This is a genomic window from Hymenobacter convexus, from assembly GCF_030580955.1.
In the GTDB taxonomy this organism is placed as follows: Bacteria; Bacteroidota; Bacteroidia; order Cytophagales; family Hymenobacteraceae; genus Hymenobacter.
Genome location: NZ_JAUQON010000001.1, coordinates 491,834 through 516,641 on the forward strand (window position 1 = coordinate 491,834; position 24,808 = coordinate 516,641).

Below are 24,808 nucleotides of genomic sequence, written 5' to 3' on the forward strand. Positions count from 1 at the left end.
GCCGGGTGAGGCGTCGACGGTTGCCCGGGCTTTCTCAACTCAGGCCCCGGCGGCACGCTGCCTACAGCGCCGCAGCCATCGGTTGGGTGTAGGATACAAAAAGCTGTGCCGACAACATCGCCAACGACGCCGTGCTGACGACCAGCGCCGCCACAGTGCTGAACCCCAATCTGGTGGCTATGCCCAACGGCCCCGGCGTGACGATTACGAGCTACTCGGTGACCAACCTGGGCAGCATCAACGGCACCCTGCGCTACAACGGCGCCACCATGACGACGGCCACCGTCATCACGGACCTGACCAAGCTGACCTACCAGCCCACCCCCACCCCGGGCTTTGTGGGCAATGCTTCGTTCCAGTACAGCGCAACCGACAGCAACGGCTTCCTGGCGAACACGGCTACCTACACCATTCCGGTATCGGCGGTGGTCGATGTGGTGGCAACGTTCCCCGCCACCAACCCGACCTCGGTCAGGGCCACGGGCTCCTTGGCCCTGACCGTGAACTTCACCAACGCTGGTGTGAACGACGCGGCTGGGGTGATTCGCACCGTGCAGCTGCCGGCCGGCATTGTGAGCAACGGCGGCACCGTGACCACCACCAACGGCGGCGTATACGACGACAACACGGGCGTGGTGACCTACGACCCGGCCGCTACCGGCGCCCAGGGTGCCACGACGCCCTCGACGCTGGCTTCGGGCAACGACTTCTTCCTCTTCACGGCCACCGACAACAACGGCCTGACGTCGAACGTGGCCCGCTACACCATTCCGGTGGGCCAGGACAACGCCTCGGTGTACACGACCATTGGTAAAAGGGCGGCAACGCCAATAAGTACGCCAACGGCGACGTGGTAGCTTATGGCATCGACCCCAACGGCGCGGCTTACAACGGCTCGGGCCTGGTGTACAACGCCAACGGCACCGCGGCCACGGGTACGGTACACAACGGCATCCAGCCGGGCTCCATCACGGCGGCCAACATCACGACGCTGGCGGCTGTAGGCATTGTGTACAACACGACCACCGGCCTGTTCACGGTGGGCGACGCCACCAAGCTGCCCCGCGCCGGCCAGACGATTCCGGTGACCGTGACCACCGTCGACCTGTTCGGCGGCGTGACCACGCAAACGGTCAGCATCGTGCTAGGCAACAACCCGTTGCCGGTAGAGCTGACGGACTTTACGGCCACGGCGGTGAAAAACGTGGACGCGGCGCTGGTGTGGCACACGGCCACGGAGAAGAACAACGACCACTTCGAGGTGGAGCGCAGCCTCAACGGCACGGACTTCGCCAAGATTGGGCAGGTCAAGGGCCAGGGCAACGCCGCCACGCCCACGGCCTACGCCCTGACCGACGCCGGCATCGGCCGCAAGGCCGCCGGTCTGGTGTACTACCGCCTCCGGCAGGTGGACACCGACGGCACGGCCACCTACTCGCCGGTGCGCACGGTGGCCTTCACGGCCGCCGCCGCTGAGCCCGCCATCGGCCTGTACCCGAACCCGGCCAGCTCCTCAACCTGACCAAGTGCCTCATCAAGGAATAGGGCCGCTGCCGGCCCGGCCGGTGACTCGATAAAAAAGCCCTCCCCAAAACGGGGAGGGCTTTTTTGCTTTTTGAGTGCTGCAGTGGGCATGTGGTATTTACGTAGGAATAAATCGGCTACAGTATTTTATTAATAATTATTTAGACATAATAAAACGTTGATTTTAGGCGCAATCCGAACTTATACTTGGTTCGTAGCTACGCATCGGTTCATGCTGGCAGTGAGCATTTTCCGGATTTCTAATGCATTCAGCACCCCAGGGGGAGATTTTATTAAGTAATATAATTGCGTTTTATGTATTTAAAGTTTACTTATACTTTTAAGCTATCGAACGAAGTTGTTCGTCGCCACACGAGCCGGACTGGAGCTGTAAAAAATATATGGATTCCAATATGTGGCCTCCGCTCATCCCCTGCATACTGTGCATTTACCGACAAAGCGAGGAGATTAGGCGAAAAGCTTCACCCGCAAGGAGGGAGCAAATTTAATTTTACAGCTGAATAGTACTCTGACACGAGGGCTTTGCTTTTCAAGTAGTTTCTTCTTCATTTTTCATTTTACCGTTTTCTTTCAACAACGCAAAAGCATGAGAACAACCTTACGAAGTACGGTGCGGGTACCCCTTCCAGGTGCCAGCCGTGCCCCCAAAATTGCAATGCAATACCGGTGGCGCCTAGCGCTGCTGCTGCTGCTGGCAACTTTCGGCCGCGGCGTGCTGGCCCAAACACCGACGCTGGAGTTTGCAGCCGGGGCCGACAACCCCACCGGTAATGGCACTACGACCAATAACCAGACCATTACCTTTCAAAACAACCTCAACAACCCCAGCGGCACCACGTTTGCGACTTATGTGCCGACGACCACGGCCATGTTTGCGCTGAGCAACCAGCAGTTTACAACCGTACCGACTACTCGCGTAAGCACGGGCACCGGGGTTGTTTTCGGCGCCAACGGCACGGGGGCAGGCGGGGGGATTGCCGCTATTGATGACGAGCTTTTCCCGTTTATGAACGACATCGGTAGTTCAACCGATGGAAACTATACTTCCGCATCGGGCGTGGCCGGCGGCATTGGCGTCAATGTCAACCGTAGCGTGAGCCTGTTTATGAGTGCCCAGGCGCTGGCGTTTAATGCAAACACCAACACCCGCTACCGGTACGCTGACCTGACCATTACTTTTAACCAACCCGTTTCCAACCCGGTCCTACACATCACGGGCATGGGGGGAAGCTATGACGGCGGAAGTAATGGCGTTTTAGGTTTTGCCGTCGATATGGACCTGCTGACCACGGGCGTCAGCTTGTCGCGGCTGAGCGGGTCGACCGAGTTTATCGTAACCAACGCAAACACGCGGATTCGGAACAACGCCGGCACCATTTCTCCCACCACCGGTTCGGGGGGGGCGAGCGGCTCGGTGGTCGTAAACACGACGGCCCCCATCACCACCGTTTCATTCCGGCTCTACCTCATTAATGATGGCAACGGCAACCGGTGGCACCCAAGCCCCGGTGCTACCAACGACAACATGCACGTGGGGGAGAAATTCCTGGTGGGTGTGTCGCAGTTGGCGCCGGCTGCGGCCAGCCTGCTTACCGGCTACGTGTTTGAGGACGTGAATTACGGCGGCGGCGCCGGCCGTAGCCTGGCCGCTTCGGGAGGCGTGGCCCGTCCTAATGCCCGCGTCGAGTTGTACAACTCGGGCGGTACTTATCTATCGGCCACGACCACCGACGCCAATGGTCAATACGCTTTCAGCGTAACGGGTGCCGGCAGCTACACCGTGCGCGTGGTGAACAACACCGTAACCAGTTCGCGGGCCGGCTACACCACGGCCCTGATACCGGTGCAAACTTACAACGGCACAACCACGGCCGTAGGGGGCGTCGACCCGGCCAGGTACGATGCCGGCAACGGCAGCACGACCACGGGCCTGGCGGCCCTCAGCACCGCCAACACCGTTGCCGAAAGCCAGGCGGTGGTGAACATTACCGCCGGCGCCACCGTGACCGGCCCGGACTTCGGCTACAACTTTGACACTGTGGTGAACACCCGGGACGTGGCTACCGTGACCGGCAACAACGCCCAGGGCACGCTGCGGCAATTCATCATCAACTCCAACGCGCTGACGGGTTCTACCCTGTTGGCCCAGGCCGGTTTCTACACCAACGCCGAAAACCTGGCCGCTACCTCCACGGCCGCTGGCCGCGCTGGCCTAGCCCTGCCCGCCGGGCGCGAGACCAGCATTTTCATGATTCCGGCCGGCCAGCTCACCAACGGTGTGGCCGTCATCAACACGGCGGCTGTGCTGCCGCAGATTACGGGTGCCAACGTGGCCATCAACGGCGCCACCCAGACCTACAACATCGGCAACACCAACGACCGGCTGCTGGGCGTGGGCGGCACCGTGGGCACCGGCGCCACGGCCCTGAGCCAGCTCAACGGCCCCGAGGTACAGCTGAAAGGCAGCCGCGCGGGCACGGGCCTGGAGTTCATCGCAGGGGCCACTAACGCTACGGTGCGCGGCTTCAGCATTTATGGCTACGCGCAGCAAATCGGGGTGGCCGCCGACGTGACCAACACGTTGATTGAGCAGAACATGATTGGCACGACGGCCACCAGCTTCACCGACCCCGGCACGGGCGTGCGCGGCACCGAGCAGGGCATTTACCTGTTCAACTCCGACAACGGCACCGTGCGCAACAACCTCATCGGTTACAACGGCGGCATGGGCATTTGGGTATACGGCAGCACCAACGGCGCCAACGGCAACACCATCACCAACAACGAGTTGCGCGGCAACGCCCAGGAAGTGCTGGTGGGGACCTATCCCACCGAGGGGTTGGTATTCGACGGCCTGGAACTGCAGGGCGCCAGCACGGGCAACACCGTGTCGAACAACCTGATTACGGAAACCCTGGGCCACGGCATCGACTCGTACGGCAACGACGGCACGGGCGGCAACACCGTCACTGGCAACACCATCAGCAACAACGGGGTGGGCGTGGCGAGCAACCGCGGCGTGGAAGGCTCGGGCCTCCGCATTTTTGGTTCCACCAACACCACGCTCATCACTAACAACATCCTGAGCGGCAACAACGGCTCGGGCGTGCTGGTAGAAGCTGCCGCCAACCTGGTGACGATTTCGCAGAACTCCATCTTCGGCAACACCCGCCTGGGCATTGACCTGCTGACCACGGCCGAAGGCAACACCACCGCCACCACCTACAACGGTGCTACCGGCGCCAACACCAACGTCAGCATCAACGACAACGGCGACGGCGACACGGGCGGCAACGGCGTGCTCAACTTCCCGGTGATTACGGCCGCCTCCGTCACCAGCAGCGGCCTGCTGGTGCAGGGCTACGCCCGCCCCGGTTCGGTCATCGAATTCTTCACGGCCGACGGCACGGCCAACAGCGTGACGGCCAACCAGGGCTTCGGCCAGGGCCGCACCTACCTGGGCAGCGCCACCGAAGGCAGCGGCGCCGACCTCGACGCCGGCACGGGCACCTACACCAACCCCGTGAACGGCCTAAACCAGGGCACCGACAACACCAACCGCTTCTCCTTCATCATTCCGCTGGCTACGCCGCCCGCCGTGGGCTCGGCGCTGACCAGCACGGCCACGGTAGGCAACTCCACGTCCGAGTTTTCGGGCAATGCAGCCGTGGTGCAGGCCCTGACGGGCTACGTATTTGAAGACGTGAACTACGGCGGCGGCGCGGGCCGGCCCCGCACGGCCACCGGCGCCGTGGGCCGCCCGGGCGCCAAAGTGGAACTCTACAACAGCAGCGGCGCGCTGGTGGCCACGGCCATCACCGACGCCAACGGCCAGTATGCCCTCAATGCCCCCGCCGGCACCGGCTACACGGTGCGCGTGGTGAACAGCTCGGTTATTTCGAGCCGCACGGGCGCCACCTTCACCGGCTCGGCTACGGCCGGCTACACCAGCACCCAGGTAGCCGTGCAGACCTACAACGGCAGCACCAGCGCCGTGGGCGGCGTCAACCCGGCCTTCACCGACGCGGCCGCCAACACCGGCTCGCAGACTCTGGCGGCTCTGACCAGCGGCACCGCCACGCCTGAGAGCATTGCCACGGTATCGGTGGCGGCCTCGGGCGCCAATACCGGCCCCGACTTCGGCTTCAACTTCGACGTGGTGGTGAACACCAACGACGCGGGCCAGGGCTCGCTGCGGCAGTTCATTGCCAACGCCAGCGCGCTGGGCGACGAAAACCTGCTGGCCCAAAGCGGCTTTCGGGCCGATGCCACCGGCGCTGCTGTGGCCCTACCGGCCAACAAGGAAACCAGCATCTTCATGATTCCGGGCGCCGCTGCCGTGCCCGGCCTCCGCGCCGGCCTGGCTTCGGGCCTGACCAACGGCCCCACCACCGGCGTGGCCCTCATCACGGTGGGTTCGACCCTGACGCTGACCGGCGCCAACGCGGCCAACACCATCATCGACGGCGGCACCCAAACGTTCAACCTGGGCACGGCCGCCGGCAACACGGCCCCCGGCCAGGTGGCCGGCACGGGCACGGCCGCTACCACGGTGGGCGTCGACGGCAACCAGAGCGTGGCCCCGCTGAACATTCCGGAAGTGGAAATCAGCGGCAACAACATTGCCACGGTGCTCGATGTGGAAGGCGCCAGCATTACCCTGCGCGGCTTTGCCATCCACGGCGGCAACGGCACCAACAACAACACGGTACTGGTGGGCAACACGGCTTCGGCTACGGACTACCTCTTCGAAAACCTGGCGGTGGGCGTGACGGCCGCGGGCGCGCAGCCCGGTGCCAACCTCACCAGTGCCGGCTTTGGCATCGGTATCCGCGGCAACGCGGGCATTGGCACCGTGCAGAACTCCTTGGTGGCCTACACCGGCAACTCGGGCCTGCACATCGACAACGGCACGACCACCGTGGGCACCACCCAGATTCTGAACAACCAATTCCTGCAGAACGGGTACGGCTCGGGCGGCGGCGACGGCATCACGTTTGGTGATGGCGGCGGCAGCGGCCCGGCCCTGGTGCGCGGCAACTTGTTTACCGCCCCCAGCTCCAGCGCTATCCAGTTTGAAACGGCTTCCACCTCGGCTACCACGGTCGATAACAACACCATCACCGGTGCTGGGGCAGGCGGCTCGGCCCTCGAAAGAGGCGGCATCGTGTACCTGCGCCGGGCAGCCGGCACGCCTACGGCCACGCAGGCCGACGTCATCAGCAAGAACGTGATTACTGGCTCGCAGGCCGCCGGTATTGTGGTGGGCTACGGCCAGCAAAACGTGACCATCAGCCAGAACAACACCAACGGCAACGTTGGTCTGGGCATCGACCTGATTGCCAACAGCGCTTACTACGTGGGCTCGGGCAACGCCTACGGCAACGGCGACGGCGTGACCCTGAACGACGGCAACGACCCCACGGCGGCCAGCGCGCTGCCCAACCGGGGCCTCGACTTCCCGATTATCACCTCGGCCACTATTGTGGGCAACAATCTGGTGGTGAAAGGCTACGCCCGCCCCGGCGTTACGGCTGAATTCTTTATCCGCGACAACGACGCCGGCAACTTCGGCGAAGGCCAGACCTACCTGGGCGGCGGCGTAGAAAACGGCGCCGGCGACCAGAACACTGCCACAACCACAGTCACCTACTCGGGCACCATCAACGGCCTGAACCAGGGCGCCGACAACTCGAACCAGGCCCGCGGCTTCACCTTCAGCCTGCCCATTGGCTCGCTGACGACGGGCCAACTCGCCAACCTGAACACCAACGGCGTGACCGCCACCGCCACCCTGAGCGGCATTGGTACTTCGGAATTTGCGGGCCGCACGCTGGTGAACACCGCTCCGGTGCCCAACACCGTGACCAACGTGAACATCCCGGACAACAACGGCGCCACGGTGCTCAACCCCAACCTGAGCAGCTCGGTGTCGGGCACGCTCTCGAACGGCACGGCTAACAGCATTCAGTACTACACCATTACGTCGCTGCCCGCCACGGGCACGCTGACCTACAACGGCACGGTGCTGACGGCGGCCAACATTGCCGCCACGCAGATTACCCCGGCGCTGCTCAACACTCTGACCTTCACGCCCGTTTTCGGCGTGCCCACCACGGTGAGCTTCACCTACACCTCGACCGACGGTAACGGCATCACGAGCACGACCAACAGCAACGGCGGCGCCATTACCGCTGGCCCGGCTACCTACACCATTCCGGTGGTGGACGTGGCCGATGTGACGACGGTGGTAACCGGCCCGGCCACGATGAACGCCGGCCAGCCGACGGGCACCTACATCGCCAGCTTCACCAACAACGGCCCCAACACGGCCGCTGGCGTGACGCAGAAAGTGACCCTGCCCGCCGGCGCGTCGCTGACCAGCCAGCAGCAGACGAACTTAGTAGGCTTGTACCCCGGCACCTCCTTCAGCGGCAACGTGATTTACTTCACCGGCGCACCGGTGAGCCTGGCCAGCGGCGCGACTAACTCGTACAGCTTCGTCTACACGGCCTCCAACACCGCCGGTACCGGCACTACGCTGACCAGCAACGTGACCACCACCACCAGCCAGGGCACCGTAACGGCCGCACCTGACGCCTTCAACCTGCCCATCACGGTGAACAGCGTGGCTGATGTATTGGCGACGATTTCGGGCAACGGCCCCAAGAACACTGGGGCCCTCGCCACGTTCACGGCCACCTTCACCAACAACGGCCCGCAGGCGGCTACCAGCGTGGTGCCCACCATCCAGCTGCCGGCTGGCCTGACGAACGTGACCATCACCCCGCCCACGGGTTTGTCCATCCTCTACAACTCGGCCACGGGCCTGGTGACCTTCACGGCTACCCCAACCGGGGGCGCGGTTGCCTCGCTGGCTGCCGGTGCGGGCAATGCCCTCACGGCTACCATCTCCTACACCCAGCCTCTTGGCGCGGTAACGGCGACGGCAGCGGTCAGCACCACTTCGAACGAAGCCGGCCTCACGGCCAACAACCAGCAGTCGGCTACCATCAACGCGAACACGGTGTTTGACGTGGCCACGACCATCAGCGGGCCCACCACAGCTACTTCGGGCACGCAGGTGGCCTACAACGTGACGACCTCGAACAACGGCCCCTCGGCCGCCCCCAACGTGGTGCAGACCGTGACGCTGCCCGCCGGTGCCACCAACGTCTTCGTGACGGGCAACGCCACCATCAGCGGCAGCACGGTGACCTTCCCGACCATCGCCTCGCTGGCCTCCGGCCAGACGGTGAACAACACGGTGAGCTTCACGGCGCCCGGCGCCAACTCCAACTACTCGGTGGTGGCCAGCGTGGCGCCCACGACTACGGGTGGCGACACCGACGGGACCAATAACTCCCGCACGGCCTCGGCCACGGTAACGGCGCCGCCGGTAGCCACCACGTTTGCCAACGCCTTCGTAACGGTGGGCGTGGCCGCGACGGCTACTCCCGGCACGCCGGTGACGAGCGTGGACGCCGGCACCTCGGTCACCTTCACGGTGACGGAAGGCAACAACGGCCGCGACGCCGCGACCGGCGTGGTGACGCGCGTGGCCATTCCCACAAACCTGCCCATCACGGGCCCCAACGCCCTGAAGATTGGGGTGAACGGTGGCACGCCCGCGGCACCCACCACCACCACGAGCACCCAGGCCACCTACGGCTCGGGCGCCACGGCCATCACCTACGATTTGAACACGGGCATTGTGACTTCGGGCTCCACGGCCACGCAGGCCACGGGCTCGGCCAACTACCAGACCTACGCGCTGGTGTTCAACGCTCCGACTTCGGGCGTGGTGACGGCCACGGCTGATGTGTCGACCACGACCATCGACAACGTGCCGGCCAACAACCTGGCCACGGCCCAAGTGACTGTGAACCCGGCCCTGACCGACGTGGTCACCACCATAGCTGGCCCCGCCGCCGCTACGGCTGGCGAGCTGCTGAGCTACAGCGTGACGACCACCAACAACGGCCCGGCCCCCGCCAACAGCGTGGTGCAGCTGGCTAACATCCCGGCCGGCCTGCCCGTGACGGGCGCCAACGCCGTGCTCATCAACGGCGCGGCCCCGACCTCGGTGACCACCGTGGCCGGCGTGACGACTGCCACCTACGGCAACGCGACCTACAACCAGAACACGGGCCTCGTGACCTTCGCCACCATTACCTCGCAGGCGGCGGGCGCCACGGCCAGCAACACCATTGCCTACTACGCCCCGGCCAACGGCAATACCAACCTGACCAACACCGCCGAGGTGAGCACCAGCTCGCCGGAAAGCAACACGACAAACAACGCCACGGTGGTAGCCACCGCCCTGACGCCGACGGCGGATGTGCAGGTAGCCATCCTGGGCCCGACTTCGGCCGTGCAAGGCGGCGGCGTGACCTATACCGTGGTGACGACCAACAACGGCCCCAGCGTGGCGGGCACCGTGACAACGACGGTGCAGCTGCCCACCGGCCTAAGCAACGTGGTAGTGCGCGACGTGGCCGGCACAGCCCTCGTCAACTCGACCACCGCGGGCTACAACGCGGCTGATGGCATTGTGCGCTTCGGCGTTCAAACCAGCCAAGCCGCCGGTTCGCTGGATGCCAGCATTGGCACCATCACCTTCGATGTACCCGCCAACACCAACCTGATTCAGCCGACGGCAATGGCGGTGGTAACGGGCGCGGTGCCCGACCAGGTGGAGCGCAACAACACGGCCACCATCGCCACGACCATCAAGCCGGCTACCTCGACGCTGATTGACATGGCTACCAGCGTGAGCGTCACGGCGCCATCCAACAACCCGACCTCGGTTGCCGCTGGCACGTCCGTAACCTTTAGCGTGAACACCCGCAACAGCACCGTCGGCACCACGGCCACCAACGTGGTGCAGACCCTGGAGCTGACCACCGGCCTGCCCGTGACGGGCGCCAACGCCCTGCTGGTGAACGGTGCCGCCCCGACCAGCGTGAACGCCACGACGGGCGTGGCCACCTACGCCGGTGGTGCCACCTACGACCCCGCTACGGGCCTCGTGACGTTTAGCTACGCCACCTTCCCCACCGGTCTCCAGACGAATACCGTAACATTGGTGGCCCCTGGCGCTACGCCGCTGGTAGCCAGCGCTGTAGTGCGGGCCGACCAGTCGGAGCCGGTTAACGGCAACGCCAACAACACGGCCGTTCGTGCCCAGCCTGTGACGCTGACTCCGGACGTGGCCACGGCCATCACCGGCCCCGGCCAGACGATTGCCGGCGCGCCGGTAAGCTACACGGTGGTAACCAGTGCCGCCGGTCTGTCGAACGTGAGCGGCGTGACCCAGACGGTGAAGCTGCCCGCCGGCGTAACGGCCTACTCGCTGAACGGCGGCGCTCTGATTACGGTGGCTTCGGGTGCTACCATCACCATCCCGGTGCCCGGCACCCTCAACCCCGGCGCGGCCAACGCGGTGTCGAATGTCATCACCTTCGCTGCCCCCACGGCTACGTTTGATGTGACGGGTTTTGCCACGGCCACCGGCGACGCCGGCACCACCGGCAACAACACCTCGACCCAGACCACGACCATCATCAACAAGGCGCCGGTGGCGGCTTACGTGGTGAACACGCTGCAGGCCCCCGAGAGCAACTCGGCCAACACCAACCAGCTGGCCATCTCGCCCCTGAGCGCCATCGACCCCGAAGGCAACGCCATCACCTACCTGGTGACGCAACTGCCTGATGCGGCGCAAGGTGTGCTCTACTACAACAACGGCGGCACCTACACGGCAGTAACCATTAACCCGACTACCCCCCTGACGCTGACGCCTACCCAGGCGGCCACGCTGCGCTTCGACCCAACCCCCGGCTTTGTGGGCAACGCGGCCTTCCAGTACACGGCCACCGATGCTTTGGGCGCGGTGTCGAATACGGCCATCTACCTGGTGCCCGTGGGCTCGGACAACGCCGCTGTCTACACGTCGACGCCCACCAAGGGCGGCAACACGAACCAGTATGCCAACGGCGACGTGCTCGCCTACGGCATCGACCCGAACGGTGCGCTGTACAACACGGCCGGCCTGATTTACTCCAACACCGGTACGGCGCCTGCTACCGGCACCGGCGCTGTAAGCAACGGTATCTCGTTCGGCAAGCTGAGCGTGGCCGACTCGACGGCCCTGGCCCTCATCGGCATTCGCTACACCTCAAGCACCGGCTTGTTCACGGTGGTGAACCGCACCCTGCTGCCCCGCGCGGGACGCTCTACCACGGTCAGCATCACTACGGTCGACCTGTTCGGCGGTGTTACGGTGCAGAACTTTACGGTGACCACGGGCAACAACCCCTTGCCGGTAGAGCTGACGGACTTTACGGCCACGGCGGTGAAAAACGTGGACGCGGCGCTGGTGTGGCACACGGCCACGGAGAAAAACAACGACCACTTCGAGGTGGAGCGCAGCCTCAACGGCACGGACTTCGCCAAGATTGGCCAAGTGAAAGGCCAGGGCAACGCCGCCACGCCCACGGCCTACGCCCTGACCGACGCCGGCATCGGCCGCAAGGCCGCCGGTCTGGTGTACTACCGCCTCCGGCAGGTGGACACCGACGGCACGGCCACCTACTCGCCGGTGCGCACGGTGGCCTTCACGGCCACGGCTGCTGAGCCGTCCATCAGCTTGTTCCCCAACCCGGCCACCTCGACCACGCAGCTTGACCTGACAACCCTGCCCGCTGGCACCTACCAGGTGAGCGTGCTGGATGCCACGGGCCGCATGGTACTGAGCGCCACGCGCGAGGCTGGGTTGTCGCAGGCCCTGGACGTGAACACGATTGCCAGCGGTACTTACACCGTGCTGGTGCGCGGCCAGAACAACGGCCAGCTCATCAACCTCACCAAGCGCCTCATCAAGGAATAGGGCCGCTGCCGGCCTGGCCGGTGATTCGACAAAAAGCCCTCCCCACGCCGGGGAGGGCTTTTTTTATTGATTTTGAGAAGCCGGACATAACCTGTGCGCCGTGCCAACAGTTAGAGCCCCCGACGTTCTTTCCTCTAAAGTTGATGCAATACGATGTCCTGATTATTGGCGCGGGCAGCGCCGGCCTCTCGGCGGCCCTCACGCTGGGCCGCTGCCTGCGCAAGGTGCTGCTGGCCGACGGCGGCCGCCCCCGCAACGAATGCTCGCCCGGCGTGCACGGCTTCCTCACCCGCGACGGCGTGGCGCCCGCCGAACTGCTGCGCCTGGGCCACGAGCAGCTACGCCCCTACGAAACCGTGGAAGTGCAGTGCCTGCTCATCGACGCTATTACGCCGCAGGCGGGCGGCTTCACGGCCACCGGCCACGGCACCGCCGACGACGCGCCCGTGACCCTCACGGCCCGGCGCGTGCTGCTGGCTACCGGCGTGACCGACGTGCTGCCGCCCTTGCCGGGCTTTCGCGAACTGTGGGGGGTGGGGGTACTGCACTGCCCGTATTGCCACGGCTGGGAGGTGCGCGGCCAGCCCCTGGCTGTGTATGGCCAGGGCCGCACCGTGACGGGCCTGGCCCTGCTGGTGAGCCGCTGGAGCCCCGACATTGTGGTGGTAACCGACGGCCCCGGCCACCTCACGCCCAACGCCCGCCGCCGCCTGCGCCGTCAGAAAATCAGCATCCGCGAAGAGCCTATTGTCCGGCTCATCGGCTCGCCGCAGCGGGAGCTGCAGGCCATTGAGTTCGAAGACGGCAGCCAGCTGGAGCGGGCCGCCCTGTTTCTGCACGCGCCGCAGCTGCAGCGCAGCACGCTGGCCGCTGATATGGGCGCCCGCCTCACCAGCAAGGGCGCCGTATGGGTCGATGCCGGCATGGAAACGTCTATTCACCGCCTCTACGCCGCCGGCGATACCACCCCCGGCGCACAACAGGCCCTGCTGGCCGCCGCCGCCGGCAACCGCGCCGCCATTCTCATTAATGAAAGCCTGACGCGGGAGGAGTGCCCGAAGTGAGAACTTGAACTAACACCTGTCATCCTGAGCGCAACGCAGGACCTTATCAACGAAGAACGATTAAGTGATGACGTGATAAGGTCCTTCGCTGCGCTCAGGATGAAAGATGCTTGCCTTTGCTGAAAAAAGCTACTTCGCCAGCTGCCCCAGCACCAGCAGGGCGGCGCGGGCGCGGGTTTTCACCGTAGCCAGTGGGATGCCGAGCTGCTCGGCCGCTTCTACCTGGGTACAGCCGCCGAAATAAAGCAGGTCGATGACTTCGCGCTGCCGGGGCTTGAGGCGCAGCACCAGCTCACGCAGCCCGATGTGCTCGGGATTGAACGATACCGGGGCCGAGGCCTGCTGCGCACCGCCCGCTTCCAGCGATTTGTTGGCGCTGTGGAATCGGTGCCGGGGGCTGCGCATCGCGTCGATGGCTTGGTTGCAGCATACCCGCACCATCCAGGTGAAGAGGCGGCCGCGGGCAGGGTCGTAGCGGGCAATGCTGAGCCAAACCTTCAATAATCCTTCCTGCAACACATCCTGGGCCAGGTCTTCGTCGCGCACGAGGCGGAGGATAACGTTAAGCAGGTTGCGCGAATAATGGTCATGGAGTAATCGTAGAGCCTGTTCGTCGCGAGCCAGAAGGCGCTGCACCAGCGCCTCCTCGTCCGTCGCCGTCAGCAGCGCCAGAGTAGATTTCATAAAGGAGGAAACAGCTGGCTCTGGCCACCGGACAGGCGAGACAGCGAGGATAGATAATTACGGAAAAGGATGGTACTTGTTGGAGTCAGACGATAAAATAAAAAGTGCGGGTAAAAGAATAAAAAATGCCCTGGTGCTGGCGTAGAATAAGAATATGAGGTTGGGCGGCACCTACGAGAAAGCGTAGGCCGGCGGTTTGGCGGGCCGGCAAAAAAGATGAAAACGGGGCTTTGGCTGGGCCGATGCTGGCAAAGGCAGCAGTTGTGGGTGAGTACTCACCTGCACTGTCATGTTTTGGGGCACAGAGGCGCCCATTTAGCAAATTGGCAGCTTGCCCAGCGGGCTGCGCGGGCGATTGGAGTATTCGCTTATGTATGCCAATCGCGCTTTGAACCTTCAGAATACCAGGAAAGAACAGGATGCCCGGCCTGCGGGGGGCCGGCACTTTTGAGTGGCTGGCGGCTTGGTGGCCGCCGCCAATGTCCTTTTCCACACACTCAAAAATTCCTACCCTATGAGAAAAAGCTTCCTTTCCTTTCAAACGGCGCTGCTGGCCCTGGTCTGCCTCTTGCTGGCCATGCCGGCCCAGGCCCAGCGCTACCTCGAAAAGCTGAACCGCGGCGTGGTGGCCGTGCGCACCAGCCCCAGCCAGGTGTATGTGGGCTGGCGCCTGTTTGGCACCGACCCCAGCGGCCTCGCCTTCAACGTGTACCGCGACGGCGTGAAAGCCAATGCGGCGCCCCTCACCGGCGCCACCAACTTTGTGGACAATGCCAGCACCAACGCCACCTACAGCGTGCGCCCCGTGCTGAATGGCGTGGAGCAGGCCGGCTCGGCCACGGCCACGGTGTGGGCGCAGCAGTACAAGGCCATCCCGTTGCAGATTCCGGTTGGCGGCACCACCCCCGACGGCGTGGCCTACACCTACAGCGCCAACGACAGCAGCCCCGCCGACCTGGATGGCGACGGCGAGTACGAAATTGTGGTGAAGTGGGACCCCTCGAACTCCAAAGACAACTCGCAGAGCGGCTACACCGGCAACGTGTACCTCGATGCCTACAAGCTGAACGGCACCCGCCTGTGGCGCATCGATTTGGGCCGCAACATCCGGGCCGGCGCCCACTACACCCAGCTCATGGTGTACGACCTGGACAGCGACGGCAAGGCCGAAGTGGCCGTGAAAACTGCCGACGGCACCGTGGACGGCCGCGGCGTGGTCATCGGCAACGCGGCGGCCGACTACCGCAACTCGGCCGGCTACGTGCTGAGCGGGCCGGAATTCCTCACCATTTTCAACGGCCAAACCGGCGCGGCCATGGCCACCACCAACTACCTGCCCGCCCGCGGCACCGTGACCAGCTGGGGCGATAATTACGGCAATCGCGTCGACCGCTTCATTTCGGCCATTGCCTACCTCGACGGGCAGCGCCCCAGCCTGGTGATGGGCCGCGGCTACTACACCCGCCTGGTGCGCGTGGCCTGGGACTGGCGCAACGGCCAGCTCACCAACCGCTGGACGTTTGACAGCAACACGCCCGGCAACGGCGCCTACGCCAGCATGGGCAACCACCAGTTGACCGTGGGCGACGTGGACGGCGACGGCCGTGACGAGGTGTGCAACGGCGCCAGCGCCATCGACGACAACGGCCAGGGCCTCTACGCCAACGGCCTGGGCCACGGCGACGCCCTGCACATGACCGACATGGACCCCAGCCGCCCCGGCCAGGAAGTATGGCAGTGCCACGAAGAACCCGCCCGCTACGGCCAGTACGGCCTGGAATTCCGCGATGCCCGCACGGGCCAGCCCATTTGGGGCGTGCCCGGCGGCGGGGCCGACGTGGGCCGCGCCATGGCCGCCGACGTGGACCCGCGTTTCCCCGGCTACGAAGTGTGGGGTTCCGTAGGCGGCCTCTACACCTGCAAAGGCGTGCAGATTGGCACCACCAAGCCCACAGTCAACTTCGGCCTGTGGTGGGACGGCGACTTGCAGCGCGAATTGCTGGATGCCGCCTACAATACGACTTCGGGCGCGAGCACCGTGCGCCTGGAAAAGTGGAATCCCCCGACGGGCACAGCCGCCAACGGCAGCCTCTCGCGCCTGCTCACGCCCAGCCTGCCCGAAAACGGCGACGGCCAGACCAACAACACCACCAAAGCCAACCCCTGCGTCTCGGCCGACTTGCTGGGCGACTGGCGCGAGGAATTCATTCTGCGCTCGCGCGACAACACCAAGCTGCTGATTTACACCACTACCAGTCCCACGGTCGTGCGCCTGCCCACCCTGATGCACGACGCGCAATACCGCACCCAGGTGGCCCTGGAAAACTCGGCCTATAACCAGCCGCCGAACCCGAGCTTCTACCTGGGCGAAGGCATGAGCACCCCGCCGCCGGCCAACATTCTGCTGGTGAATACCAACCCCATCCAGCCCGGCGCCCAGAACGTGGCCCCCGCCAACGGCGCGCCCGATGTGCAGCCTACCAGCGCCGTCGTCAGCTGGCAGGGCACGGCCACGCGCTACAATGTGTTCGTGGGTACCTCGGCCCAAACGCTGCAACTCGTAGCCGCCGGCACCACTCAAACCACCTACAGCCTGGCCAGCCCGGCCGCGTTGGGTACCTACTACTGGCGCGTCGATGCCCTTTATGACGGCGACGCCACCCACGACGGCGAAACCGTGGCCGGTGCCGTGTGGTCCTTCACCGTAGCCGATACCGTGCCGCCGGTAGTGCTGACCAAAGAGGCCACCGTGACGTTGGATGCCACCGGTCACGCCGCCATCACGGCCGCCGACATCGACAACGGCAGCTCCGACGCTTATGGGATTCGCAGCCTGGCGGTAGCGCCCGCCGACTTCACCTGCGCCAACATCGGGGCCAATACCGTGACCCTGACCGCGACCGACAACAACGGCAACAGTAGCACCGCCACCGCCACCGTCACGGTCATCGGTAGCCTGCCCACGGCGGGCATCAGCGTCACGCCGTCCAGCGCGGTGTACACCGGCGGTGTGCCCACCAACCTCTACATTGGCTACGGCCCGCAAAGCGCGACGCTCACGGCCTCGGGCGGTGTGGCCTACGCCTGGAGTGGCCCAACGGGACTAAGCAGCTACAAAGTGGCTAGCCCAACCTTTACCGCCACTATGCCCGGCACCTTCACCTACACCCTCACGGCCACCAACGAATACGGCTGCACGGGCACGGCCACCGTCACCATCACGGTGGTTGACGTGCGCTGCGGCAATGGCAACAAGAACGACAAGGTGCTGGTGTGCCACAACGGCGCCGTCATCTGCATTGCCGCCAACGCGGTGGATACGCACCTCACCAACCCGGCGCATCACGACAAGTTGGGCGCCTGCGCCACGGCCGCTCGCGGCGCGTCGGCCGACGCTAGTGGCCAGCCCCTGGTGTTTGAGGCATATCCCAATCCGTTTGCGGAGCGCACCACCATCAGCTTCCGCACCGAGCAAAAGGCGGCGGCACGGGTGCGGGTATTCAATGCGCTGGGGCAGGAAGTGGCCCACTTGTATGAGGCTCCAGCCGAAGCGGGCCACCTTTACCAGCTCACGCTGGAAAGCAAGACGCTGCCCGCCGGCCTCTACACCTGCCGCCTAGAGCTGAACGGCCAGGTGCAGACGCAGAAGCTGATGATTGCCCGATAGCGCAACCTCGGATTCGCCCACAAAAAAGGACTGCCGCAGCGGCAGTCCTTTTTTGTGGGCGGCTGAAGTTCGGTAGCGCCAGCAAGCCGGGCTGATTTTCGCCGCAGGGCCAAACAAGTAGGGGAGGGTTGCGCTTACTCAGGCTCGCCGCGCCCCGGCTGTAGTGCGGCGCTAGTGGTTCTGCTTATGCCTCATACCGTCATTGCCCTGCACTGCTGGGCCAGCTCCGGCCGCGAATACGACGTGCTGCGCACGCTGCTGCCTGCCGATACCGAACTGCTTGCGCCCGACCTGCCCGGCTTCGGCGCGCAGCCGGTGCCCGATGGGTTCGATTATTCGGTGCGTGCTTATGCTGATTGGATAGCCGCCTTCATTGCGGAGCACGGCGTGGCCGAGTTCACGCTCATCGGCCACAGCATGAGCGGCAAAATGGCTCTGGCCCTGGCCGCGCGGCGCCCGGCGGGCCTGCGGCGGCTGGTGCTGCTGTCGCCCTCGCCACCCGCGGGCGAGCCCATGTCGGAGCAAGACCGGGCCGCGTCGCTGGCCGCCTACGGCAAACCCGAAGAGGCCGAAAAAACCTTCCGCAAAATCACCTGCCGGCCGCTGGCGCCCGAGCTGCGCGCCCACGTCATCGCCGACAACCTGCGCAGCACCCAGGCCGCCTGGGATATCTGGCTGGAACAAGGCGCCCGCGAGGACATCACCCGCCTGATGCCGCAGCTGGCGGTGCCCTGCCACCTGTTGGTAGGCTCCGGCGACCAGCCCATTCCGCCCGATACGCAGCGCCGGCTCACGCTGCCGCTGCTGCCGGCTGGCACGCCCTTCACCGTAGTGCCCGGCGCTGGCCACCTGCTGCCGCTGGAAGCCGTTGGGGAAGTGGCCGAGGCGGTGCGGGAGTAAGAAAAACTGTCATCCTGAGCGCAGCGAAGGACCTTATCACGCTTGAATTGCTCATACGTGATAAGGTCCTTCGCTGCGCTCAGGATGACAGAGCTGTCCAGCGCTTAAGTTTTATTCCAGTGCGCGGCTGCGGAACAGCAGGAAGCCCAGGTGCCCATACACGCCAAACCGCTCGGCGGGGTCGTCGTAAAAGCGGGCGTGCAGGGCCAGCGGGCCCACTGGTGTCTGAAAAACGAGGCCGGTGCTGGCCGTCACGCGCGGCCGGTCGAAGCCGGACTGGCGCACGGCTTCCTGCAGGGCGCCTTGCTTGAGCGGCTGGCCGTTGACGTGCACGTACACTTCGGTGCGCCATTCCAGCTTTTTCAGGAAGGGTTGGGTGTAGCGCAGGCCCACGGCGGCGTAGCGCGACGAGCGGTAGGCATCCAAAAACAGCGTGCGCGAGTCGGGCAGCGGGGCAAACACCGGCGAGATGGTTTGCGTCGAGCGGTAATTCGAAAACGTGCCCTGCGAACTAGCCATCAGCTCGCCAAAATAGCCCCAGGCGTGGCGGTCGCCCTTCAGCACGAAGTACCGCTCTACCGTGGCCCGGAACTGCAGCCACTCGCGATGGGAGGTGCTGGCCAGCTGCTGGGCCGTGGAGCCGGGCGTGTAGGTCGACTCGCCCGTGACGCCACGCAGCGTGTACACATAGCGGTGGCCGCTGGTGGCGTACTGCTTGCGATTGAGGGTGTTGCGAGCCAGGCGCAGGGCCGCCGTAGCGCCCCGAAACACGGTGGCATCGAGCACATCAGCCGAGTTGATTTCCTTGGAATTGGTGTACTCGTCCTTAGTCACGAAGGTGGCCAAATCAAGCAGAATCCGGCTGCGGTAGGTGGGGCTCACGCCGAACTGCCCGCCCAGCTTGGTGTCCTGCTGCCGCACCTGGGTGTTGATGACGTCGCGCCCCAGCACCCCGCCCGTGTTCTGGAAATCCCACTGGTTATAGGTGATTTCGGGCTCGAAAAAGTAAGCGTACTTGGCGGGGATGTTGATGCGGAACGAACCGTGCGCGCCGTTGTAGAAGCGGCCCAGGCTCACGTCGGCCGAGGCCGTGTAGAGCAGCCTGCGCAGGTAGCGGTACTCCAACCCAAAATACAGGTTGTCGATGGGCCGGTTCGAAAGCACGAAGCCCACCTCGGTGCTCACGTTGTTGTTGCGCTGCGCGTCCACGCTGAACACGTAACCCTGCCGCGCCGCATCGTAGCGAATGCGTGGGTAAATATTCTTGAAATAGTCGTCCGACGCCAGCCGGTAGTAGCCTTCCTCAATGTCATCGAGCGAATACTCGCGGCCGGTTTTCCGGAAGAAGCGCGCCGCGTACTCGTTCTGGTCGGGGCGCAGCCCGTTCACTTTCACATCAATGAAGCGCGGCTTCGGGGCCAATGCCTGGAAGGCCAGCCGCCGCTTCTGCAGGTCGGTTGAGTCGACGCGGCGGCCGATACGGGCTTTTATCTTGTCCATGCTGCGCAGGGCGGCTGTGTCGCCTTCGGCGATAAAGTCCTTCACGCGGTCAAAATCGCCCACGCCCATGCCGTCGAGGTCGGGCTGGATGTAGATGCCGTTTTTGCCCACGCTACTGGTGTCGGCCACGCTCGTGCCCAGAAAAGCCACCGTGCTGCCCAGCAGCTGGTCGTCGTTTTTGGGGTACTTCTTCATGGCCACGTCGCCCACGTTCACCCCAATGATGATGTCCGGGGCGAAGGTCTTCTTCATGGTGCCGGTGGGGAAGTTGTCGTACACCGCGCCGTCGTAGTAGTACTTGCCGTCGAGGTTGCGAATGGGCCGGAAAGCCAGCGGAAACGACATCGAGTTGCGAATGGCGTCCGACAACGAGCCCTTTTTCTGCTCCACCACCTGCCGCGTAAACACCTCCGACGCCATGCAACGGAAGGGCACAAACAGCTTGTCGAAATCGTAGCCGCTGCTGGCCGAGGCCGGGGCCAGCAGCCGGGCCAGCGCCAGGTTGAGGTTCAGGTCGTTCACCAGGTTGGTGCTCACCCGCGCCTTAAATGTGGAGTCGATGGCAATACCCAGCCGCAGCGCCGAAGGCGAAGGCTCGGCCGTGAGAAAGTTAAACGTTTTGCTTTCCAGGGGCTTGCCCGAGGTCCAACGCTGGAACTCGGGGCTGAGCACCACCTGCTCAATCTCCTCGGGCGAGTAGCCGGCCGCGTACATGCCGCCTACCACGGCGCCCATGCTCGTGCCCACGATGTAGTCGATGGGAATATGGTTTTTCTCCAGCTGCTTAAGCACGCCGATGTGCGCCAGCCCCTTGGCTCCGCCACCGCTGAGCACCAGTCCCACCCGCTGGGCGTGGGCCGAAAACATAAAAGAACCTGCCAGCAATGCCGCCAGCAATACCCGTGAGAAGAAAGAGGTCATAGAATGCGGATAATGCGCGCGGCCTAAAGCTACGCTACTGCCGCTGGTACGCCACGTTGGGCCACTAGGTTTTTATCGGCCGGAGGCAAGTATTTGACGCTTGATTATCAGGAAAATAATCGAGCGCAGGTAGCGCTGTGGCGTGGGGCCTAGCCCCGCCTGCCGTGGACTGGAACTGTCGCAACGGCACTATCGTCAGGGTAGATATAAGACTCGTCCCTACATCGGAAAGCCCAGCGTGACGCGCAGCCGCCCAGCCTCCTCAACCAGCGCCAGCTGCAGGCCCAGGCCCTGAGCCAGCCGCCCAGCTATCCAAAGGCCCAGACCGGTGCCGGGGGTTAGCGGGTCGGCCTGATACCAAGCGGTAGTGAGCTGCGCCAGATGCTCGCCCAGCGGAGCGGCTAGTTCATTTTCGATGCTGACCACGGGGCCGGTTTTCGCTTCGGTGCGCAGGCGCAGCGTCACGCCGGTGCCGGGCCGGGCGTGCTTGCGGGCGTTGTCGAGCAGGTTCAGCAGCAGGGTGGTGAGCTGGTCGGCATCGGTTGCCACAGTTGCTTGTGCAACATCCGTTTCCTCCGCTGGCAGCTCAATTGTGAGGGTGCGGCCGGCGGCCCGGAAGCGGGGCAACTCGCGGTCAGCCAGCGCCACCAGCAGTTCATCAAGGGCCACGGGGCGGCGGGTGACGGGCAACGTAGCGCCGTGGCCCAGTCGACCCACCAGCAGGAAGTCGTCCACGAGGCGGCCCAGGCGGGCCAGCTCGGCATCGTGGCCGGCCAGGGCGGCGCGGGTGACGGGCGGCAGACTCGGGTCGCGCCCACTCACGTCGAGGCCGGTTTGCAGGGTAGCCAGGGGTGTGCGCAGCTCGTGGGCGGCCGCGGCCAGAAAGTTGGCCTGGGCCGTGGCTTGGCCCCTCAGGCGGGCCAGCAGCTGGTTCAGGGTTTCGGCCAGCTCCTGCACTTCGTCGCCGGTGTTGGGCACGGGCAGGGGCGCAATGTCTTGGGCCTGCTGAATGCGGCGGGCCTGCGCGGCCATGCGCCGCAGGGGCCGCAGCACCACGCCCGCCACCAGCAGCGCCAGCGCCCCGGCCAAGCCCGCGCTGCCCAGTAGGCCCAGCCACAGCGTGCGCCGCACCCGCGCCAGGGCTTTTTCGAGGGGGGCGGCGGGGTGGGCCAGCCACAGCGTGAGGCGGCCGGTGGGCTCGGCATAGTCGGCGCCCGGGCCGGGCGGGGCGGCCAGCCGGGCCACGGCCACTACGCGGCCGTGCCGCAACTCGCGGCCGGGCGCGGCTGGGCGGGGCAGCCCGGCCGTGTCGCCCACCGGCCAGCGGGCCGAGCGAAACAGCTCGCGGGCCGGCTGGCCTGCTTCCTCAAACACCAGCCGCATGGTTTCGCCGGTTTGGTCGGGCAGGGGCAGGGTGGGCTGCGGGTCGAGGCTAACGCGGGCCAGCAGCTGGCTGGCGCGCAGGCGCAGGCGGTCGTCGTCGGCGCGGGCCAGCAGGCGGCCCAGGCTGCGGTACTGGTAGCTGCCCGCCGCCAGCGTGGCCAGCCCAAACACCAGCCCGAACACCAGCAGCAGCTGCCCGCGCAGGCCCAAGCGGAAGCGGCGGATTGGCGGCGGAGTGGGGGAGGAGGATAAAGACATTATTTAAAAGAACGTCATGCTGAGCGCAGTCGAAGCATCTCGCGTGTGGTAGTAAATCAATCGTTGGATACGCCGCACCTTCGGTTGAAAAAGGATTAGTGGTGGCACGCGAGATGCTTCGCTGCGCTCAGCATGACGTTCTTTTTCACCTGCCTCCCCCGCGCCCTTACCCCGCCGCCCCCGGCTCGCGCAGCCGGTAGCCCTGTCCAATCACCGTTTCCAGCAAAGCCGACGCGGGTGCAAAGTCCCGGTCCAGCTTGCGGCGCAGCTGCGAGATGTGCACCTCAATCACGTTCGAACCCATGTCGTAGTCCACGTCCCACACCTTTTCGGCAAGACGGGTCTTGCTCACCACGCGGCCGGCGTTGCGCAGCAGCAGCTCCAGCACCGCAAACTCGCGGTTGGTAAGGCTGATGATTTTGCCGGCGCGCGTCACCACCCGGCCCAGCGGGTCGAGCACGAGGTCGGCCAGGCGCAAAGCTTCAGCCCCGGCCGGGCCGGCGGTTTTGCGGCCGATGATGTGCAGCCGGGCCAGCAGCTCATCGAAGGCAAAGGGCTTGCGCAAGTAGTCCACGGCCCCGGCTTCGAGGCCCTTCACCACGTGCTGCGTATCAGTGAGGGCGCTGAGGATGATGACGGGCGTGGCGATGCCGAATTCGCGCAGGTTGCGCAGCACGTCGAGGCCGCTTTGGCCGGGCAGCATCAGGTCGAGCAGCACGGCGTCGTAGGGCGTGGTGGCGGCTTGTTCCAGGCCTTCGGGTCCGGTGGCGGCTACGTCAGCCACGTGCCCGGCCTGCGTCAGCCCCTGCTGAATAAAACCGGCCAGCCGGGCTTCGTCTTCGACAATGAGAATGCGCATGGGGGAAGGAAAGGGTGAAAGAGTCGCTGTACTACGCAAAAACGTCATGCTGAGCTTGTCGAAACATCTCTACCGCGCAACGCACTCCAATCGACAGGAATACTCTTGCGGTAGAGATGCTTCGACAAGCTCAGCATAACGCTCTTTTGGTGCGTTCTGAAACTAGCGCACCAGGTACTTCACGCCACTCAGCGCCAGCGTCTGGGCGTGCACTACCCGGGGGGCGCTGGTGCCGGCCACGCGGGCCTCGCCGGGCTGGGCGGTGCGCAGGTTGCCGGTGGCTTCCAGGGCGGCGCCCACGGTCAGCTTGTCGCCGAGCTGCTCCAGGGCCGAGGGCGGCAGCTGCACCACGGTCTGGTCGCTGAGCACCACGCCCCGCACGCGGCCTTTGGGGTCGCGCCGCAGCTCCTTGATGGTGCCTTTGGCGGTGGCGGTTTCGGGCGTAGGCGGGGTGCTGGGGCGCACGGGCGGCGTGTCGTTGATGGTCTGGCCGCCGCTGGTCAGGCTCACGAAGCGGAAGTGGGAGCGGCCGTCGGGGCCGGTGTGGCGCACGCCGCTCACCGTCACGGCGCTGCCGGCTTTGGCGGCGGCCTGCAGCTGCTGGCCCAGGTGGCGCGGGAAGCGCACGGTGTCCACGGCGCCGCTTTCGGGTTTCAGAATGAAGGCGTCGTACACCTGCTCGTCGTTGTTGGCCACGTAGCTGCTCAGGGTGCCGCGCACGTCGGTGATGGTTTGCAGGCCGCCGCGCTCGCCGCGGGGTCCGGGGCCGCGTTCACCGCGGGGGCCGCCCGGGCCGGGGCCGCGCTCGCCGCGGGGGCCACGGGGCGGGCGGGGGCCGTCGGGGCCTTCCGGGCCGTCGCCGTCGGCGGGCGGCGGGGGCGGAGTGGCGAGGTTGCCGGCCGTGGCTTTGGCCGATTTTGAGGTTTTGGTTTTGACTTTGGTCGTGGTTTGGGCATCGGCCTGAATGGTGCCGGCGAGCAGGGCGGCAGCCAGCAGGGCCACCGAATAAAAGGGCTTGTTCATGGGAATTGATAAAGTTGGGTTGAAAAGATGAGTCGTCAGTGTCGGCGAGCCCCGGTTGCTCTTCCGACGCTACAAAATTTCTACCGCGCCCTGAGGCCGGGCTGAAGGCCACA

Annotated in this window: 12 protein-coding genes; 6 read left to right on the forward strand and 6 right to left on the reverse strand. The window is 65.1% G+C overall.

The genetic code is table 11. The features are described 5' to 3' along the window. Window positions 1-131: 131 nt before the first annotated feature. The 4 genes from Q4S41_RS01905 (at window position 132) to Q4S41_RS01920 (ending at window position 13,500) form a co-directional block, all read left to right on the forward strand. Complete coding sequence (locus Q4S41_RS01905) at window positions 132-857, forward strand: hypothetical protein (RefSeq protein WP_305029439.1); 726 nt, start codon at window positions 132-134, stop codon at window positions 855-857. Further along, a complete protein-coding gene (locus tag Q4S41_RS01910; RefSeq protein WP_305029440.1) occupies window positions 851-1,522 on the forward strand; it encodes a hypothetical protein in 672 nt (223 codons plus the stop codon). The genes Q4S41_RS01905 and Q4S41_RS01910 overlap by 7 nt, the downstream gene beginning before the upstream one ends. A gap of 678 nt (window positions 1,523-2,200) precedes the next feature. Further along, window positions 2,201-12,436: a right-handed parallel beta-helix repeat-containing protein gene (locus tag Q4S41_RS01915; protein ID WP_305029441.1), complete on the forward strand. Its 10,236-nt coding sequence runs from the start codon at window positions 2,201-2,203 to the stop codon at window positions 12,434-12,436. A 143-nt stretch (window positions 12,437-12,579) separates the two neighbouring features. Next, complete coding sequence (locus tag Q4S41_RS01920) at window positions 12,580-13,500, forward strand: NAD(P)/FAD-dependent oxidoreductase (RefSeq protein WP_305029443.1); 921 nt, start codon at window positions 12,580-12,582, stop codon at window positions 13,498-13,500. 129 nt (window positions 13,501-13,629) lie between these two features. Here Q4S41_RS01920 and Q4S41_RS01925 read toward each other — a convergent pair whose 3' ends face one another. Next, window positions 13,630-14,184 (reverse strand): RNA polymerase sigma factor, encoded by a 555-nt coding sequence (locus Q4S41_RS01925; RefSeq protein ID WP_305029444.1) that lies wholly within the window; start codon window positions 14,182-14,184, stop codon window positions 13,630-13,632. Between the two features lie 85 nt (window positions 14,185-14,269). Further along, the gene (locus Q4S41_RS01930) at window positions 14,270-14,677 is read right to left on the reverse strand and encodes a hypothetical protein (RefSeq protein WP_305029445.1); all 408 of its coding nucleotides are present in this window, start codon (window positions 14,675-14,677) and stop codon (window positions 14,270-14,272) included. Window positions 14,678-14,698: 21 nt separating this feature from the next. Between Q4S41_RS01930 and Q4S41_RS01935 the strand changes: the two genes are divergently transcribed. Together Q4S41_RS01935 and Q4S41_RS01940 are read left to right on the forward strand one after the other, a co-directional pair. Then, window positions 14,699-17,851, forward strand: a complete 3,153-nt coding sequence (locus tag Q4S41_RS01935) for a rhamnogalacturonan lyase family protein (RefSeq protein WP_305029446.1) — start codon at window positions 14,699-14,701, stop codon at window positions 17,849-17,851. 186 nt (window positions 17,852-18,037) lie between these two features. Further along, the gene (locus Q4S41_RS01940) at window positions 18,038-18,751 is read left to right on the forward strand and encodes an alpha/beta fold hydrolase (protein ID WP_305029447.1); all 714 of its coding nucleotides are present in this window, start codon (window positions 18,038-18,040) and stop codon (window positions 18,749-18,751) included. A 111-nt stretch (window positions 18,752-18,862) separates the two neighbouring features. On the opposite strand, the gene Q4S41_RS01945 is transcribed toward Q4S41_RS01940, so the two are convergent. From Q4S41_RS01945 to Q4S41_RS01960, 4 genes are all read right to left on the reverse strand, one after another. Then, window positions 18,863-21,172, reverse strand: a complete 2,310-nt coding sequence (locus Q4S41_RS01945) for a patatin-like phospholipase family protein (protein WP_305029448.1) — start codon at window positions 21,170-21,172, stop codon at window positions 18,863-18,865. A 219-nt stretch (window positions 21,173-21,391) separates the two neighbouring features. Continuing rightward, window positions 21,392-22,813, reverse strand: a complete 1,422-nt coding sequence (locus tag Q4S41_RS01950; protein WP_305029449.1) for a histidine kinase dimerization/phospho-acceptor domain-containing protein — start codon at window positions 22,811-22,813, stop codon at window positions 21,392-21,394. 166 nt (window positions 22,814-22,979) lie between these two features. Beyond that, complete coding sequence (locus tag Q4S41_RS01955) at window positions 22,980-23,672, reverse strand: response regulator transcription factor (RefSeq protein ID WP_305029450.1); 693 nt, start codon at window positions 23,670-23,672, stop codon at window positions 22,980-22,982. Between the two features lie 162 nt (window positions 23,673-23,834). After that, on the reverse strand, window positions 23,835-24,695 hold the full coding sequence (locus Q4S41_RS01960) for a hypothetical protein (RefSeq protein ID WP_305029451.1): 861 nt from the start codon (window positions 24,693-24,695) through the stop codon (window positions 23,835-23,837). Window positions 24,696-24,808 lie beyond the last annotated feature (113 nt).